General features: G+C 66.3%; 16 protein-coding genes. 15 read left to right on the top strand and 1 reads right to left on the bottom strand.

Features of this window, described 5'->3' with window-relative positions; all coding sequences use genetic code 11:
• Nucleotides 1-11: 11 nt before the first annotated feature.
• Nucleotides 12-911, bottom strand: a complete 900-nt coding sequence (locus tag WD271_14980) for a patatin-like phospholipase family protein (GenBank protein ID MEX1009128.1) — start codon at nt 909-911, stop codon at nt 12-14.
• A 166-nt stretch (nt 912-1,077) separates the two neighbouring features.
• Here WD271_14980 and ndhC point away from each other — a divergent pair, with 166 nt between their 5' ends.
• From ndhC to WD271_14905, 15 genes are all read left to right on the top strand, one after another.
• Nucleotides 1,078-1,440, top strand: a complete 363-nt coding sequence (gene ndhC / locus WD271_14975; protein MEX1009127.1) for an NADH-quinone oxidoreductase subunit A — start codon at nt 1,078-1,080, stop codon at nt 1,438-1,440.
• Complete coding sequence (locus WD271_14970) at nt 1,431-1,958, top strand: NADH-quinone oxidoreductase subunit B family protein (GenBank protein ID MEX1009126.1); 528 nt, start codon at nt 1,431-1,433, stop codon at nt 1,956-1,958. The genes ndhC and WD271_14970 overlap by 10 nt, the downstream gene beginning before the upstream one ends.
• Before the next feature lies 1 nt (nt 1,959).
• A complete protein-coding gene (locus WD271_14965) occupies nt 1,960-2,691 on the top strand; it encodes an NADH-quinone oxidoreductase subunit C (protein ID MEX1009125.1) in 732 nt (243 codons plus the stop codon).
• 110 nt (nt 2,692-2,801) lie between these two features.
• The gene (locus tag WD271_14960; protein ID MEX1009124.1) at nt 2,802-3,884 is read left to right on the top strand and encodes an NADH-quinone oxidoreductase subunit D 1; all 1,083 of its coding nucleotides are present in this window, start codon (nt 2,802-2,804) and stop codon (nt 3,882-3,884) included.
• Nucleotides 3,884-4,918: an NADH-quinone oxidoreductase subunit NuoH gene (gene nuoH, locus WD271_14955; GenBank protein ID MEX1009123.1), complete on the top strand. Its 1,035-nt coding sequence runs from the start codon at nt 3,884-3,886 to the stop codon at nt 4,916-4,918. The genes WD271_14960 and nuoH overlap by 1 nt, the downstream gene beginning before the upstream one ends.
• Nucleotides 4,918-5,397 carry an NADH-quinone oxidoreductase subunit I gene (locus WD271_14950; protein ID MEX1009122.1) on the top strand — a complete coding sequence of 160 codons (480 nt, stop codon included), beginning with the start codon at nt 4,918-4,920 and terminating at the stop codon, nt 5,395-5,397. The genes nuoH and WD271_14950 overlap by 1 nt, the downstream gene beginning before the upstream one ends.
• 130 nt (nt 5,398-5,527) lie before the next feature.
• Nucleotides 5,528-6,031 (top strand): NADH-quinone oxidoreductase subunit J, encoded by a 504-nt coding sequence (locus WD271_14945; protein ID MEX1009121.1) that lies wholly within the window; start codon nt 5,528-5,530, stop codon nt 6,029-6,031.
• Between the two features lie 3 nt (nt 6,032-6,034).
• The gene (gene nuoK / locus WD271_14940) at nt 6,035-6,334 is read left to right on the top strand and encodes an NADH-quinone oxidoreductase subunit NuoK (GenBank protein ID MEX1009120.1); all 300 of its coding nucleotides are present in this window, start codon (nt 6,035-6,037) and stop codon (nt 6,332-6,334) included.
• Nucleotides 6,335-6,341: 7 nt separating this feature from the next.
• Entirely contained in the window at nt 6,342-8,408 is a 2,067-nt protein-coding gene (gene nuoL, locus WD271_14935; protein ID MEX1009119.1) for an NADH-quinone oxidoreductase subunit L, read from the top strand.
• 53 nt (nt 8,409-8,461) lie between these two features.
• Nucleotides 8,462-10,015 carry an NADH-quinone oxidoreductase subunit M gene (locus tag WD271_14930; protein ID MEX1009118.1) on the top strand — a complete coding sequence of 518 codons (1,554 nt, stop codon included), beginning with the start codon at nt 8,462-8,464 and terminating at the stop codon, nt 10,013-10,015.
• Nucleotides 10,012-11,499 (top strand): NADH-quinone oxidoreductase subunit N, encoded by a 1,488-nt coding sequence (locus WD271_14925; protein ID MEX1009117.1) that lies wholly within the window; start codon nt 10,012-10,014, stop codon nt 11,497-11,499. Before WD271_14930 ends, WD271_14925 begins: the two co-directional genes overlap by 4 nt.
• A 66-nt stretch (nt 11,500-11,565) precedes the next feature.
• Complete coding sequence (locus tag WD271_14920; GenBank protein ID MEX1009116.1) at nt 11,566-12,717, top strand: SAM-dependent methyltransferase; 1,152 nt, start codon at nt 11,566-11,568, stop codon at nt 12,715-12,717.
• Between the two features lie 88 nt (nt 12,718-12,805).
• Nucleotides 12,806-14,767 carry an acetate--CoA ligase gene (gene acs / locus WD271_14915; protein MEX1009115.1) on the top strand — a complete coding sequence of 654 codons (1,962 nt, stop codon included), beginning with the start codon at nt 12,806-12,808 and terminating at the stop codon, nt 14,765-14,767.
• Nucleotides 14,764-15,261 (top strand): hypothetical protein, encoded by a 498-nt coding sequence (locus WD271_14910; GenBank protein ID MEX1009114.1) that lies wholly within the window; start codon nt 14,764-14,766, stop codon nt 15,259-15,261. The genes acs and WD271_14910 overlap by 4 nt, the downstream gene beginning before the upstream one ends.
• 86 nt (nt 15,262-15,347) lie before the next feature.
• Entirely contained in the window at nt 15,348-16,169 is an 822-nt protein-coding gene (locus WD271_14905; protein ID MEX1009113.1) for a zinc metalloprotease HtpX, read from the top strand.
• Nucleotides 16,170-16,178: the final 9 nt, after the last annotated feature.

The following is a 16,178-nucleotide window of genomic DNA, read 5'->3' as shown; positions in this document are numbered from 1 at the left end:
GATGAAGGGAATTAGCCGGCGTATCGGCGCCACCAGGGGCGGCGGAACGTGAGCCGCTTGCGCTTCGCGATCTCGGCTTCGTCGAGGGTCCGTTCGGCGATCCGGTAGGACTGATCGATCAGCTTCTGTGGATCGGAGAAATCCGTGACCTCGCGGTCGTCGAGCGGTCCCTCCAACACGACGACTTCGATGCTCTCGGGCACACTCCGGAGCTCGACCTCGAAGCGTTGCTTGCGACTGATCGCGAACGCGCGGATCGCGACGTCGATCGGCGACCGCAACGAACGTTGGAGGAGCTCACCGGCGATGTTGAGCACGTACACGCGGTCGACGGGCCCTGCCAACGCGTGAGAGAGCGGCACCGTGTTGACCACTGCGCCGTCGACCAGCAAGCGGCCGTCGTGGCGGATCGGCGGGAACAGGCCCGGGAGGGCCGCGCTCGCGAGCAGCGCGGGCTCGAGCGGTCCGGCGGCGAACACCACCTCCTCACCGGAGTCGAGGTCGCAGGCCACCACGCGCAGCGGCACGCGGAGCTCGTCGAAGGTCGCGGGGGTGCCGCCCTTCACGATGATCGCCCGCAGCCCGTCGTTGTCGAAGAGGTGGTCGTCGCGGGTGAGCAGGTTCCACGCCCGCGACAGGCGCCCGCCTGGGAACACCTCGTCGCCACGGAGCGACGTCCAGGACTCGGCGAGGCGCTCCACCCCGGCGAGGTTCGGCATCGTCGCGATCACCACGGCATTGCACGCCCCGGCCGACGTCCCGACGAGCACGTCGGGAACGATGTCGCGCTCGAGGAGCGCCTTCAGCATCCCTACCTGGCAGACGGCCTGGTTGCCACCGCCGGCGAGCACGAAGGCGGTTCGCGGCGGTCGCGCCGCGCGGCGCCGGAGCTGGCTGATCGGAGTGCTCACCGGTCGCTTCGTCCCTCTCTGTGCACGTTGATGCTCGACACTCTCCCGATGCTCGCGCGTGCCGTGCACGGTTCGTCCGACGCGGAAAGGCCGGAGCTATGCTGCGGCCGAAATCAACCCCCCACGACCCACACCTCATTCCGGCGAGGGGGCGGGAGGCCCACGCGTGAGTGAGTTCTACCGGAATTATCTCGCGGTGGCCGTCTTCATCGGGGCCGCCCTCTTGATGGTCGGAGCGATGCTCGGGGTCGGCCGGTTGCTCCGCCCGACCCGCCCCCAACCGGGGAAGCTCCTGTCGTACGAGGCAGGCTCCGACCCGGTCATGGGCTTTGGCCAGTCGAATGTCCGCTACTACGTGTACGCCCTGCTCTTCGTGATGTTCGACGTGGAGGCCGTGTTCATCTTCCCGTGGGCCGTGCGCCTCGAGAGCCTGGGTGTGTTCGGCCTGATCGAGATGTTCGTCTTCATCATCGTGCTCGCGCTCGGGCTCGTCTACGCGTGGCGCAAGGGGGTGCTGCGGTGGGCCTAGTCGAGAAGGGCACCCTCTCGAAGCCCGCGCTCAAACCCCTCACCTGGCTCCTCAACTACAGCCGGAAGTACTCGTTGTGGATGTTCCAGTGGGGCCTTGCCTGCTGCGCCATCGAGATGGGCGCCGCGCTGGCGAGTCCGCGCTACGACGTGATGCGCCTCGGCGTGATCCCGTTCCCCGCGAGCCCGCGCCAGGCCGACCTCATCTGCGTCTCGGGCACCGTCACCGACAAGATGGCGCCCGCGGTGAAGCGGCTATACGAGCAGATGCCCGACCCGAAGTACGTCATCTCGATGGGGTCGTGCGCGAACTGCGGCGGTCCGTACTGGGACTCGTACTCGGTGACCAAGGGGATCGACCAGGTCATCCCCGTCGACGTCTACGTACCCGGGTGCCCTCCTCGGCCCGAGGCGCTCATGCAGGGGATCGTGCTGCTCCAGGAGCGCATCCAGAACGAGGGCATCGGTAACCACGAGCTCGAGCAGCGCTGGCGCGGGGAGCCGATCGTCGTTGACTGACGTGACCGGCACCGAACCCGAAGCCGAGGACGATGCACCAGCCGTCGAAGATTCGGCCGTCGAAGATTCGGCCGTCGAAGATTCGGTCGATCCGCACGCGCTCGACGCCGGCCACGCCGACTTGCTCGCGCGCCTCGAGGCCGAGCTCGGCGACGCGATCGTCGAGCACGAGCCGCGCTTCGGCGACCCGGTTGTGCGCGTGCGCCGCGACGCGTGGCGCCGCGCCGCGGAGTTCGCCAAGACGAAGCTCGATTGCGACTATCTCTCGTTCATCTCCGCGATCGACTGGAACCCTGCGCCCAGGGAGGGCGACGAGGACAGCGGCGATACGTCGTCCCCGGTGCAGCCTCAGGAGGTCACGTACGGCGCGGCCGGGTCCGAGGGGCGCTTCCAGGTGTTCGCGCACGTGCAGTCCACGTCGCGTCATTGGGGTCTCACGCTGAAGGTCGACATCGACGAACAGGGACTGCTCGCCGAGTCGTGGGTGCCGGTGTACCCGGGCGCCGACTGGCACGAGCGTGAATGCTGGGAGATGTTCGGGATTGCCTTCGACGGCCATCCGGCCCTGCGGCACCTCTATCTCCCGTTCGAGTTCGAGGGTCACCCGCTTCGCAAAGACTTCGCGCTCCTGGCGCGTGTGGTGAAGCCATGGCCCGGCCTCGTCGACGTGGAACCGATGCCCGAGGAGGAGACCACTGACGAGGGGGCCGAAGCAGGGGATGAGTCCGAATGAGCACGACGAATCCGCCGGCGAGCATGGGGGAGCGAACCAACACTCCCGACTGGGTACCCCAGCCCGCAGTGAGCGAGCCGGGAGTGTCGGTGGAGCTCGATACGGGCGACATGATCCTCAACCTCGGACCGCAGCACCCTGCGACGCACGGCACGCTGCGCATCGTGGTCCGGCTCGACGGCGAGCGCGTGATCTCGGCCGACCCGATCATCGGCTACATGCATCGCGGCTATGAGAAGCTCACGGAGTTCCGCACGTACCCGCAGATCACCACGCTCATCAACCGCATCGACTGGTTGTCGAGCTTCGCCAACGAGGTCCCGTTCATCGCCGCGGCCGAGCAGCTCATGGGTATCCAGGCCCCGCCGCGCGCGCAATACATCCGCACCACGCTCACCGAACTGAGCCGAATCGCCACGTTCCTGCTGTTCCTCGGCGAGATGGGGCTCCAGGTGGGCGCCCTCACGCCGGCTTTCTACGGCTTCCGCGACCGTGAGCACATCCTCAACCTCATCGAGGCGGCCACGGGCGGGCGCTTCCACCCCAACTTCAACCGAATCGGCGGTCTGAAGGACGACCTCCCCTGGGGCTGGGTCAACGACACGCGCACCGCGATGAAGACCGTCTTCGATGCGTGCGACACGTTCGAGGACCTCGTGGCCGGGAACGAGATCTTCGAAGCGCGCACCCGCTCGATCGGCATCATTCCGGCCGAGCTCGGGGCGGCGTACGGCGTGTCGGGCTCCAACCTGCGCGCGTCGGGAGTCAACTGGGATCTTCGCCGCGACGGCAAGCCCTACCTCGTGTACCCGGAGCTCGATTTTCGCGTCTGGACGCATCCCGACGGCGATTCCTACGCGCGCTACTGGGTGCGGCTCCAGGAGACGCGCGAGGCGGCGCGCATGGTGCTCCAGCTCCTCGACAAGATGCCGAGCGGACCGATCATGACCAAGGTGCCGCTCATCATCAAGGTGCCGGCGGGCGAGGTCTGGGTGGAGACCGAGAACCCGCTCGGCCAGATGGGTTACTACGTGGTGTCGCGAGGTGCGACCGGCCCGTTCCGCGTGAAGATCCGTTCCGCGTCGTTCAGCAACGTGTCGATCCTGCCGTGGCTCCTCCGTGGCGTGTTCGTCGCCGACGTCATCACGATCCTCGGCTCGCTCTACTTCATCCTCGGGGACATCGACCGGTGATGACTCTTGCTCTTGACGTCGGCTGGGGAACCACGCTCGCGCTCAAAACGATCATCATCCTCATGCTCGTGCCGGCAGGCGCGTTGATCCTCGGCTACACGTTCCTGCTGAAGGTGATGAGTCACATGCAGAGCCGGCTCGGGCCCATGGACCCCGGCGGGTTCCACGGCTGGTTTCAGCTGATCGGCGACGGCATCAAGTTCATCCAGAAGGAAGACATCATTCCGGGTCAGGCGGACAGGCGCGTGTTCGCGTTCGCGCCCGCGGTCGTCGTGATCTCCACGTTCCTCGTGTTCCTCGTGATCCCCGCCGGTCCCGACGTCATCGTCAAGGACCTCAACGTCGGCGTGTTCTACGCGCTCGCGGTGTCGAGTCTCTCGGTGATCGGCGTGCTCATGGCCGGCTGGGCGAGCGCGAACAAGTTCGCGCTGCTCGGTGCGCTGCGCGCCGCGGCGCAGCTCATCGCCTACGAGCTTCCGCTGTTGCTCGCCGTGGTAGGCGTCGTCATCCAGGCGAGCACGATGAGCCTGCAAGGAATCGTGTTCGATCAGAGCACGGGATCGATCTTCGGCTGGGACGGGTTGGGTTCCCCGTTCATCCTCACCCAGTTCGTCGGGTTCGGCCTCTTCCTCATCGCGTCGCAGGCGGAGCTCACCCAGACGCCGTTCGACATGCCGGTGGCAGAGAGCGAGCTCGTCGCCGGCTACATGGTGGAGTACACCGGCTTCCGGTTCCTGTTCTTCTTCATCGGGGAGTTCGGCACCGCGTTCGCGTTCGCCGCGATCTCGGCCACGCTGTTCCTCGGCGGCTGGGCGCTTCCCGCGTCGTGGGGCATCTCGGTCGGGGTGATGCGCTTCCTCGGCCCCGGAGTGCTCTTCGCGAAGATCATGGCGGTTGCGTTTCTCATGTTCTGGGTGCGGTTCACATACCCGCGTCTGCGCGAAGACCAGCTGCAGGCGCTCGCGTGGAAGGTCCTCATCCCCATCGGCCTGGCCAACATCCTCCTCACCGGCATCTTCAAGGTCGCCTTCTGATGAAGAAACCCAAGCTCCCTGGGTTGATCGGTGGGTTGGGGATCACGCTCAAGACGATGCTCAAGCCGGCAGTCACCGTGCAGTATCCGCACGAGCGCGAAGACCCACCCACGCGCGCGCGCGGAGTCATCGCACTCAAGGAAGAGAACTGCACGGTCTGCATGCTCTGCGCGCGCCAGTGCCCCGACTGGTGCATCTACATCGAGGGGCACAAGGAGAAGCGCCCACCTCGCCGCGAGGGCGGACGTGAGCGCAGCGTGAGCGTGCTCGACCGCTTCGACATCGACTACGCACTCTGCATGTACTGCGGGATCTGCGTCGACGTCTGCCCGTTCGACGCGCTGTTCTGGAGCCCCGAGTACGAGTACTCCGAGTGGAGCATCGCCAAGCTCCTCCACGACAAGAAGACGCTCGGTGAGTGGATGGAGTCCGTCCCCGAGCCCGAGCCGCTCGAGATCGGCGCCGAGGTCAAACGATGAGTAGTCGTATCGGCTGCCGGCTCACGGAGATTTGCCGCCGCGAGCGAGCGGAGCGGAGCGGAGTCGAGCGCGCACAGCCGAACGAGCGGGGGCGGGCCGGGTATCCCGGTCCGCAGCGAGTGAGGCCATAGTGCTGGCGCAGAACGTTGCGTTCTACATTCTCGCGGTCGCGATGGCGGGTGCCGCGATCGGGGTGGTTCGTTCGCGGAACGTCGTGCACGCGGCGCTGTACCTCGTCGTCGTGCTGGCGGGCGCCGCCGCGCAGTACATCCTCGTCGCCGCCGAGTTCGTGGCGTGGGTGCAGGTGCTCATCTATATCGGCGCCATCGTCATCCTCTTCCTTTTCGGGATCATGCTCACGCGCGCACCCATGCGCAGCCAGGGCAGCCTCGACAACGGGCAGTGGATCGCGTCGGCTGTGGTCTCTCTGTTCGTCTTCGGCGTGTTCACGGCGCTCCTCGTCGACGCGTACGGCGGCAAGGAGATCAAGCTGAAGAACAGCCTCGTGGTCATCGGGAACAGCAACACGGTCGGATCGTCCATCTTCCGCGACTACCTCGTGCCCTTCGAGGTCGTGTCGATGCTCCTCCTCGCCGCGCTGGTGGGCGCCGTCGTGATCGCGCGGAGGGACTGAGGGGTGGGCCTCAACCAGTTCCTGATCCTGAGCGCGTTCCTGTTCTGCACCGGTATCTACGGGGTGCTGGCACGGAAGAACGCGGTGCTCGTGCTCATGAGCATCGAGTTGATGCTCAACGCGGTGAACATCAACCTGGTCGCGTTCTCGGCGTATCGGTCCAACGTGTCCGGCCAGGTCTTCGCGTTGTTCGTGATCACGATCGCGGCGGCCGAAGTCGGCGTGGGCCTGGCGATCGTGCTGCTCATCTACCGAAACGTTCACACATCCGATCTCGACGAAGTCGACCAGTTGAAGGGCTGACCGCTCCGTGCTCGACTACGCCTGGATCATCCCCGCGCTTCCCGCGGTCTCATTCCTCCTGATCCTCTTCTTCGGGAAGCGGATGCCGTTGCGCGGCGCCGAGGTCGGCATCGGCGCGGTCGGTGCGTCGTTCGTGCTGTCGGTGGTCGCGGTCTTCCAGTGGATCGACCGGGTCGACAACGCGACCGGCCACAGCGAGGGTCTCCGAGCGCTCGGGCGCGGGATCTTCGCGACGCAGGGCCACGGCGAGGTTGCCGTCCAACCGGTCGTCAATTCGATCACCTGGTGGCAGAACGGCCTCGCCAAGTTCACCGTGGGCACTCGAGTCGACGGCCTCGTGGTGATGATGCTGTTCGTCGTCACGCTCATCTCGTTGCTCGTGTACGTCTACTCGGTCGCCTACATGCGCGAAGAGGTCCGCTTCACCGAGTACTACTCGATGCTCAGTCTCTTCACGGCGTCGATGCTCCTGCTCGTAGTGGCCGACAACACGCTCGTGATGCTCGTCGGCTGGGAAGGCGTCGGCCTCTGCTCGTTCGCGCTGATCGGGCACTTCTGGGAGGAGCAGGAGAACTCCAACGCCGCGCTGAAGGCGTTCTTCACGACCCGAACCGGCGACATCGGGCTGATGATCGGCATCATCATCATGTTCTTCGCCGCGGGCACCTTCAGCATCAGCGGCACGAACGCGTACGCGCTGAGCAGAGGCGCCGACCACTCGCTCTTGCTCGCCGGCGCGATCTGTCTGTTCATCGGGATCATCGGCAAGAGCGGACAGTTCCCGCTCCACACCTGGCTTCCCGACGCGATGGCCGGACCCACGCCGGTCTCCGCGCTCATCCACGCCGCGACGATGGTGGTGGCCGGCGTCTACCTCGGCGCGCGGCTCTATCCCGTCTTCTTCGAGGGGTTCTCGATCGCCGCGGGCGGCGTGAACTTCATGGCGCTCATCGGCGGGATCACGATCATCATCGGCGCGTTGCTCGCGTTCGTGCAACGCGACATCAAGAAGGTGCTCGCGTACTCCACGATCAGCCAGATCGGCTACATGGTGATGGCGCTCGGTGTGGGTGCCTGGACCGCCGCGGTGTTCCACCTCTTTACCCACGCGTTCTTCAAGGCGCTGCTGTTCCTCGGTGCAGGGTCGGTGAGCTTCTCGGGCTCGCACCACTCGTTCGACATGAAGAGCGACATGGGCGGGCTGCGAAAGCCCATGCCCATCACGTTCTGGACGTTCATGATCGGCTCGTTCGCGCTCGCCGGCATCTTCCCGTTTGCCGGGTTCTGGTCGAAGGACGAGATCCTCGTGACTGCGGGGGCGAGCGGCTTCGACGCGTTCATGGTGGTCGGCCTCGTCGGCGCGTTCCTCACCGCGGCCTACATGACGCGCTGCATCTACCTCACCTTCTTCGGCGAGTACCGCGGGCATGGGCACCCGCACGAGTCGGAGCCGCTGATCACGGTGCCCCTCGTCGTCCTTTCCTTCTTCTCGATCGTCGCGGGCCTCATCAACGCCGCGCCGCTCGGCCTCGAGAAGTTCAAGGACTGGGTCGAGCCCACAGTCACCTTCCCGGCGCTCGTCCATCCCGAGTTCGATTATCCGAAGGCCCTTATCTCGGTGTCACTCGCCGCACTCGGTATCGGTATCGCCGCGTACTTCTGGTTCCGGCGCGAGGAGCGCGGCCCCCTCGAGGGACTCACGCAGCGCAACGCGCTCGCACGGGCGGGGTACACGTTCCTCGAGAAGAAGTATTACCTCGACGTGCTCTACGAGAACGTGATCGTCGCCGGGATCAAGGGGCCGATCGCGCGTGGCGTGTACTGGTTCGACCAGCACGTCATCGACAAGATCGTCAACGCACTCGGTTCCGGCGCGCGTCGTCTCGGAATCTTTACGTACGACGTCGTCGACCAGAAGGTGGTCGACGGCGCCGTGAACGAGATCGCCGAAGCCACCGGCGAGACCGGCGGTCTCCTGCGGTACGTCCAATCCGGCCGCGTGCAGCGCTACGCGTTACTCCTGTTCGTGGCGGTGGGGCTGCTCAGCCTCGCCCTGCTCATTGCCAATATCTAGCTCACCCAATATCTAGCTCACCCAATATCTAGCTCATTAGGGGAATCGATTCGATGGACTGGTTCGACGACTGGGCACTGACCCTGGCGGTCTTCATCCCCGCCGTCGGCATGGCGATCATCCTGCTCATCCCGCGTGCGCAGGAAGAGCTCATCAAGATCGTCACGCTGTTCACGTCACTCGTCACGCTCGGCGTGGGCATCGCGATCCTGGCCCGCTTCGACTTCGACGCTCCGGGTCTGCAGTTCAACGTGAACGAGCCCTGGATCGACGTGATCCACAGCCGCTACCACCTCGGGATCGACGGGATCTCGCTCCCGCTGCTCCTCCTGTCGATGTTCATCACGGTCGTGTGCGTCGTCTACTCCTGGAACCACTTCCCGGAGCCGCACAACCCGAAGGCCTTCCTCGCCCTCGTCCTGTTGCTCGAGGTCGGGATGAACGGCACGTTCGTGGCCGAGGATCTCATCCTCTTCTTCATCTTCTTCGAGATCGTCCTGCTCCCGATGTTCTTCATGATCGGAGTGTGGGGCGGGCCGAACCGTGAGTACGCCTCGATCAAGTTCTTCCTGTTCACGCTGTTCGGCTCGGCGATGATGCTGCTCTCGTTCCTGGCGCTGTTCTTCTTGTCGGAGGTCCACACCTTCGACATGGTCGTGCTCACGAAGCTGCACGGTGCCGGCATCGTGCACAGCACGCAGGTGCTGCTGTTCGCGGGGCTCTTCCTCGGCTTCGCGATCAAAGTGCCGATGTTCCCGTTCCACACGTGGCTCCCCGACGCCCACACCGAGGCGCCCACCGTGGGTTCGGTGCTCCTGGCCGCGGTGCTCCTGAAGCTCGGTGCCTACGGGTTCATCCGCATCGCGCTCCCCATTATCCCCGAAGCCGCGCAGACCTGGGCACCCTGGATCGGGCTCCTCGCCGTGATCGGGATCATCTACGGCGCGCTGGGCTGCCTCGCGCAGCGAGATATGAAGCGCTTGATCGCGTTCTCCTCGATCGCGCACATGGGCTTCGTGATGCTCGGCATCGCGACGCTCACCGACTTCGGCATCAACGCCGCGGTGTTCGGGATGGTTGCGCACGGGCTCATCACCGGCATGTTGTTCTTCCTCGCGGGATCGATCCAGGAGCGCTACAACACGCGCGAGCTCAGCCGGCTGGGCGGTCTGCTCACGCAGGCGCCACACCTCGGTTGGATACTCGGGTTCTGCGCGATGGCGTCACTCGGCCTTCCCGGGCTCGCCGGGTTCTGGGGCGAGTTCCCGGCGATCCTCTCCGCGTACGACCCCGCGAACCCGAATGGTCTGTGGGGCGGGAGCAGCGGCACGCTCTGGACGTTCCGCGTGTACATGGTGATCGCGGCGATCGGGACGATCCTCGCCGCGGGGTACCTGCTCTGGATGTTCCAGCGCGTCGCGTTCGGCAAGGTCCACGCCGAGTTCGCCGATCTCCATGTGCACGACGTGCACGGGCCCGAGTGGATCGCATGGATCCCGCTGCTCGCGCTCATCGTCGTGCTCGGGTTCTACCCGAACCTCTTGTTCAAGATCAGCGATCCCGCGGTCACGCAGATCGTCGCCGGCATCAACAGGGCACTTGGGTGAACCCTTCCGTCGACTTCCACGCGATCGCGCCCGAGATCGTCCTCACGGCGGCGATCCTCGTCGTGCTCGTGGCCGACCTGATCTGGCCGGAACGGTCCCGCTTCACGTCGTCGCGGATCGCGTCGATCGGCGTGCTCGCGGCACTGGTGCCCGTGATCACGCTCGCCGCCGACGGGTCGCAGCTCCCACGCGATCTCTTCGGCGGCGCGTTCGTCGTCGACAACTACGCGCTCGCGCTCGAAGGCTTCTTCCTCGTCGTTGCGTACGTGTCGTTGCTCATGTCAGCCGACTACATCAGCGAGGGCGACTACTACCAGGGCGAGTTCTACTTCCTGCTGCTCACCTCGGTGCTCGGCATGCTCGTCATGGCTTCATCGCGCGATCTGGTGTCGATCTTCGTCGCGCTGGAGACGATCACGATCCCCACATTCGTGCTCGCCGGGTGGCGCAAGCACGACGAAGGCTCGAACGAGGCGGCGATCAAGTACTTCCTGATCGGTGTGCTGTCGACGGCGATCATGCTCTACGGCATGTCTCTCGTCTACGGCGAGACGGGCTCCACGCTGTTGAGCGACATCTCCCACTACATCAGTGCGCCCGGCCGCGAGACCACGCCGCTGTTCGCAGTTGCGATCTTCCTCACGCTGGGCGGCTTCGCCTTCAAGGTGAGCGCGGTCCCGTTCCATTTCTGGGTCCCCGACACGTACCAGGGCGCGCCCACACCGGTCACCGCCTTCCTGTCGGTGGCGTCGAAGGCGGGTGGCTTCGTCGCGATGCTCAGCGTCGTCGCGTTCGGCTTCTTCCCGTCGCCCGACTCGTGGCAGCCTGCGCTCTGGATCCTCGCCGCGGCGTCGATGATCTACGGCAACCTGGTCGCGCTGCGCCAGACCAACATCGTGCGCATGCTGGCGTACTCGTCGATCGCGCAGGGCGGCTTCATCCTCGTACCGCTCGCGGTTGCCGGCGACAACCAGGCCGCGGTGGCGTCGTTCGAAGCCGTCGTGATCTACATCCTCATCTACGGAGCGATGAACCTTGGCGCGTTCGCCGTGGTGATCGCCGTGGCACGCCGTACCCGTTCGGGCGAGATCGAATCGTACGCCGGGCTTGGGCAGACTTCTCCGGGTCTCGCGCTCGCGATGACGCTGTTCCTCCTCTCCCTCGCCGGGATACCACCGACCGCGGGGTGGTTCGCCAAGTTCGTGATGTTCCGCGCCGTCTTCGACGCCAACACGCCGAGCGCGATCGTGCTGGGCGTGATCGCGGCGGTCGCCTCGGTGATCGCGTTCTTCTACTACGCGGCGGTGGCACGCGAGATGTGGTTCCATGATCCCGCGCCCGAGTACGCCGATGTCACGCCCTCCCGGACGGTCCCGGCCGCGCTCACCCTCGCGATCGGGCTCACCGCGGCGGTTGTGGTGGTAGTCGGCATCTACCCGCAGTTCTTCGCCCGCATCGGCGAGCTCGCGTTCCCCGTCACCTGATTGTTCGCTCGGCTGGCGAGCGACTCGCTTCGCTCGTCGCCGCGTGCGCCGGTAGCTTGTCCTCTGATGAGGTCTGCGCTCGCGAAGCGGCTCGCTGAGCGGATTCATCGGGAAGGGCCGATTCCCTTCGACACGTTTGTCGAAGAGGCCTTGTACGGCGACGGCGGCTTCTTCACCCGTGCGAAGGGAGCGGGCCGCCGCGGCCTCGACTTCGTCACCAGCCCCGAGGTGGGCACCCTGTTCGGCGCACTCGTCGCGCGTGCACTCGACGAGTTCTGGGACGAGCTGCACGCACCGGACCCGTATCTCGTGGTGGAAGCAGGTGCAGGTCGGGGACGGCTCGCGGCCGACGTGCTCGCGTCACAGCCGAGGTGCGGCCCGGCGCTGCGGTACGTGCTCGTCGAGCGTTCCGAAGCGCTGCGCGCGGAGCAGCGCGAGCTGCTCGTGCTCGAACCCTTCGAGGACGCGCTCGGGCCCGTGATCCCCGACGGCGACGGCCCACCCGCGCCCGTTGCCGATGTCGGGCCGATCGCCACGTCGCTGGGTGAGCTCCCCGCGGTGCCGCTGACCGGCGTGGTGCTGGCGAACGAGCTGCTCGACAATCTCCCGTTCCGCGTCGTCGAACGCAGCGCTGACGGCTGGTCGGAGGTGCGCGTCGGCATCACGGAAGACGCGTTCGAGGAAGACGTGATTCCCGCCGCGCCCGCGCTCGCGACCGAGGCCGATCACGTAGCGTCGGGCGACGTGCCCGTCGGGACGCGGTTGCCGGTACCCACCGGCGCGCGGGACTGGTTGCTCGGATGTGCGGCGGTGCTGCGTGGCACGTTGCTCATCGTCGACTACGCCGCATCCGCGGCCGAGCTGATGGAGCGCGGCCAAGCGGGTTGGCTGCGCACCTACCGGGAACATCGGCGCGGCGCGTCACCGATCGTCGCGCCCGGCGAACAGGACATCACCGCCGACGTTCCGCTCGAGTATCTCGTGCATGCGGCGAGCGCCGCCGGCCTCACGTTGGAGCGAGAGTGCACGCAGGCGGAGTGGTTGCGCGAGCTCGGCGTGGAGGAGCTCGTCGCGGATGCACGTGCGCAGTGGGACGCACGCGCGCACGTCGGCGACCTCGAGGCGCTCCGGCACCGCAGCCGGGTCACCGAGGCTGCCGCGCTGCTCGACCCGGCGGGTCTCGGCGCCCACCGCGTCCTCGTGTTCCGGGCGGGCTGACCCCACTCCCGAACTTTCGCCAACAGCCGTCGTATAGCGTCGGTCGTCGACGCAGGTTCGCGAGCTGTGCATCCCGGGGGTCAACGCAATGTCCGACACGATCGAGTCCTTGCTCGAGGAGGGACGCACGTTCCGACCGTCCGAGTCGTTCAAGCAGGACGCGCTCATCGTCGACGCCGAGATCTACGACGAGGCCAACGTCGACTACGAGGGGTTCTGGGCGCAGCAGGCGGCGAAGCTCCTCGACTGGTATCAGGAGTGGGACACGATCCTCGAGTGGGATCTCCCGTTCGCGAAGTGGTTCGTCGGCGGGAAGCTCAACGCGTCCTATAACTGCCTGGATCGCCACGTGATGGCCGGTCACGGCGAGCAGGTCGCGTACCACTGGGTGGGCGAACCGGGCGACACGCGCACCATCACCTACGCAGAGCTGCTCGACGACGTCTGCCGTCTCGCCAACGCGCTGAAGGAGCTCGGCGTTCGCAAGGGTGAGCGGGTCAACATCTACCTCGGCATGGTGCCCGAGCTGCCGATGGCGCTGCTCGCGTGCTCGCGGATCGGCGCGCCGCATTCGGTGGTGTTCGGCGGCTTCTCGGCCGACTCGCTGCGCGACCGCATTCAGGACGCCGAGGCCAAGGTGCTCATCACCGGCGACGGCGCGTGGCGGCGCGGGAGCATCGTGCCGCTGAAGGAGACGGCCGACACCGCGGTGGGCGAGTGCCCGTCGATCGAGAAGGTGCTCGTGCTGCGCCGCACGGAACACGACGTTCCCATGACAGAGGGGCGCGACGTGTGGTGGCACGACCTCGTGCCGCAACAGTCGAGTGACTGCGACCCCGAGCACATGGACTCGGAAGACCTCCTCTATCTCCTCTACACGAGCGGCACCACCGCGAAGCCCAAAGGCATCATGCACACGACGGGCGGCTACCTCACGCAAGTCGCGTGGACGCACCAACACGTCTTCGACCTGCACCCCGATACCGACGTCTACTGGTGTTCGGCTGATGTCGGTTGGGTCACCGGCCACTCGTACATCGTGTACGGCCCGCTCGCGAACCGCACGACGAGCGTGATCTACGAGGGCACGCCCGACTTCCCCGAGAAGGACCGGCTCTGGCAGATCATCGAGCAGTACAAGGTCACGATCCTCTACACCGCGCCCACCGCGATCCGTACGTTCATGAAGTGGGGATCGGAGTACCCGGAGTCGCGTGATCTGTCCTCGCTGCGTCTGCTCGGCACGGTCGGTGAACCGATCAACCCCGAGGCATGGGTCTGGTACTGGCAGTACATCGGTGGTGGGCGCTGCCCCGTGGTCGACACGTGGTGGCAAACGGAAACGGGCTCCATCATGATCAGCCCGTTGCCCGGCGCGACCACGTTGAAGCCCGGGAGCGCGACCTTCCCGCTCCCGGGCATCGGTGCCGACGTTGTGAGCGACGCGGGCGAATCGGTGCCGATCCCCGGCGGCGGCTACTTGCTGCTCACGCGACCGTGGCCGGCGATGCTGCGCGGCATCTGGGGCGACCCGGAGCGTTACCGCGACACGTACTGGAGTCGATTCGAGGGTCGGTACTTCGCGGGCGACGGCGCGAAGCGCGACGAAGACGGCTACTTCTGGCTGCTCGGCCGGGTCGACGACGTGATGCTCGTGTCGGGGCACAACATCTCCACCGCCGAGGTCGAGCACGCGCTCGTGGGGCATCCCGCGGTCGCCGAGGCCGCGGTCGTCGGCACGAAGGACGACACCACCGGCCAGGCGATCAGCGCGTTCGTGACCCTCCGCGGCGGCCGCGAGGCGAGCGACGCGCTCGTCGCCGAGTTGCGCGACCACGTGGGCAACACCATCGGCCCCATCGCGAAGCCGAAGAAGATCCTCTTCACCGAGGATCTGCCGAAGACCAGGTCGGGCAAGATCATGCGTCGGTTGTTGCGTGACGTGGCCGAAGACCAAGCGCTCGGCGATACCACCACACTCGCCGACCCTTCTGTCGTCGAAGGCATCAAGTCGCGCTACCTCGCGACGGCACCGGCCGACGAAGATTGACGATTCCGAATTACGCACCTGAGCACTGGACGTGGCACGACGGCGCCGTCGAGCCCGGGCCGGGCGCGATCGTCGACCTCGACGGCGTGCTCTCCGACGCGGCGAGCCGTCAGCACTACCTCGAGCGGCCGCGCCGAGACTGGGACGCGTTCTTCGAAGCCTGCGGCGACGACGAGGTCATCGAAGAGGTCAAGGTGCTCCTCGATCTGCTCGATCCCGAGTTGCGGATCCTGCTGCTCACCGCGCGCCCGGAGCGGGTGCACCACCTCACCGAGGCGTGGTTGCGCCGCTACAGGATCCGGTGGGACCTGCTCGTCATGCGGCCATGGGGCGACTACGACTACGCCCGCGACTTCAAGCAGGCTTCGGTGTGGGACCTCCGCCGGTACGGGTTCGACCTCCGGCTCGCGATCGAGGACGACCGCCGCAACGTCGAGATGTTCCGCGCCGAAGGCGTCCCGTGTATCTACTTCCACTCGGGGTACTACGACTGATTGGGGGTCGTGGCGGGAACGCGAGGGGCAGCGCGTAGCGTTGCAGGGGTAACCGGGATCTTCCCGATCCCGACGAGGTGAGGACAATGAGAAACGCAGCGAAGACGGCCGTCCTCCTGGCGCTCCTCGGTGCCCTGTTCATGGGCATCGGCGCTGTCCTGGGCGGTTCCACCGGGCTCCTGATCGGGCTCGCGTTCGGCCTCCTGTTCTGCGGCGGCTCCTACTGGTTCAGCGACAAGCTCGCGATCAAGGCGGCGCGCGCCCAGCCGGCCACCCGTGAGGAGCTGCCCGAGGTCTACGAGATCGTCGAGGAGCTCACGAGCGCGGCCGGCATGCCCATGCCGAAGATCTACGTGTCCGCGGAGGCGCAACCCAACGCGTTCGCCACCGGGCGGAGCCCGAGGCACGCGGCAGTGTGTGTCACGCAAGGGATCCTGAGGGTGCTCGACCGTGACGAGCTCCGCGGCGTGCTCGCCCACGAGCTCTCGCACGTCAAGAACTACGACATCCTGATCGGATCGGTGGCGGCAGCCGTGGCCCTGGCCATCACGTTCGTGGCGCGCATGGCGTTCTGGTTCTCCGATGAAGACAACATCATCGGCGCATTGCTCATGATGATCCTGGCGCCCCTCGCGGCCTTCCTCCTCCAGCGAGCGCTGACCCGCTCCCGCGAGTACGAAGCCGATGCCAGCGGCGCCCACCTGGTGCACGACGGCGAGCCCCTTGCCCGCGCGCTCGAGAAGATCGAGGCCTACGCGAACCAGGTGCCGATGGACGTCAGTCCGCAGCGAGCAACTGCGTACATCATCAACCCGCTCACCGGTCGCAAGGTCCAGTTCAAGAACCTGTTCAGCACGCACCCGCCCACGGCCGACCGCATCGCCCGCCTCCGCAGCGGCCAGTATTGACTCAGTCAG

The organism is Acidimicrobiia bacterium (assembly GCA_040880805.1).
In the GTDB taxonomy this organism is placed as follows: Bacteria; Actinomycetota; Acidimicrobiia; order IMCC26256; family DASPTH01; genus DASPTH01.
The sequence above is the reverse complement of the archived record's forward strand: the minus strand, read 5'-3'. Positions and strand labels throughout refer to the sequence as shown.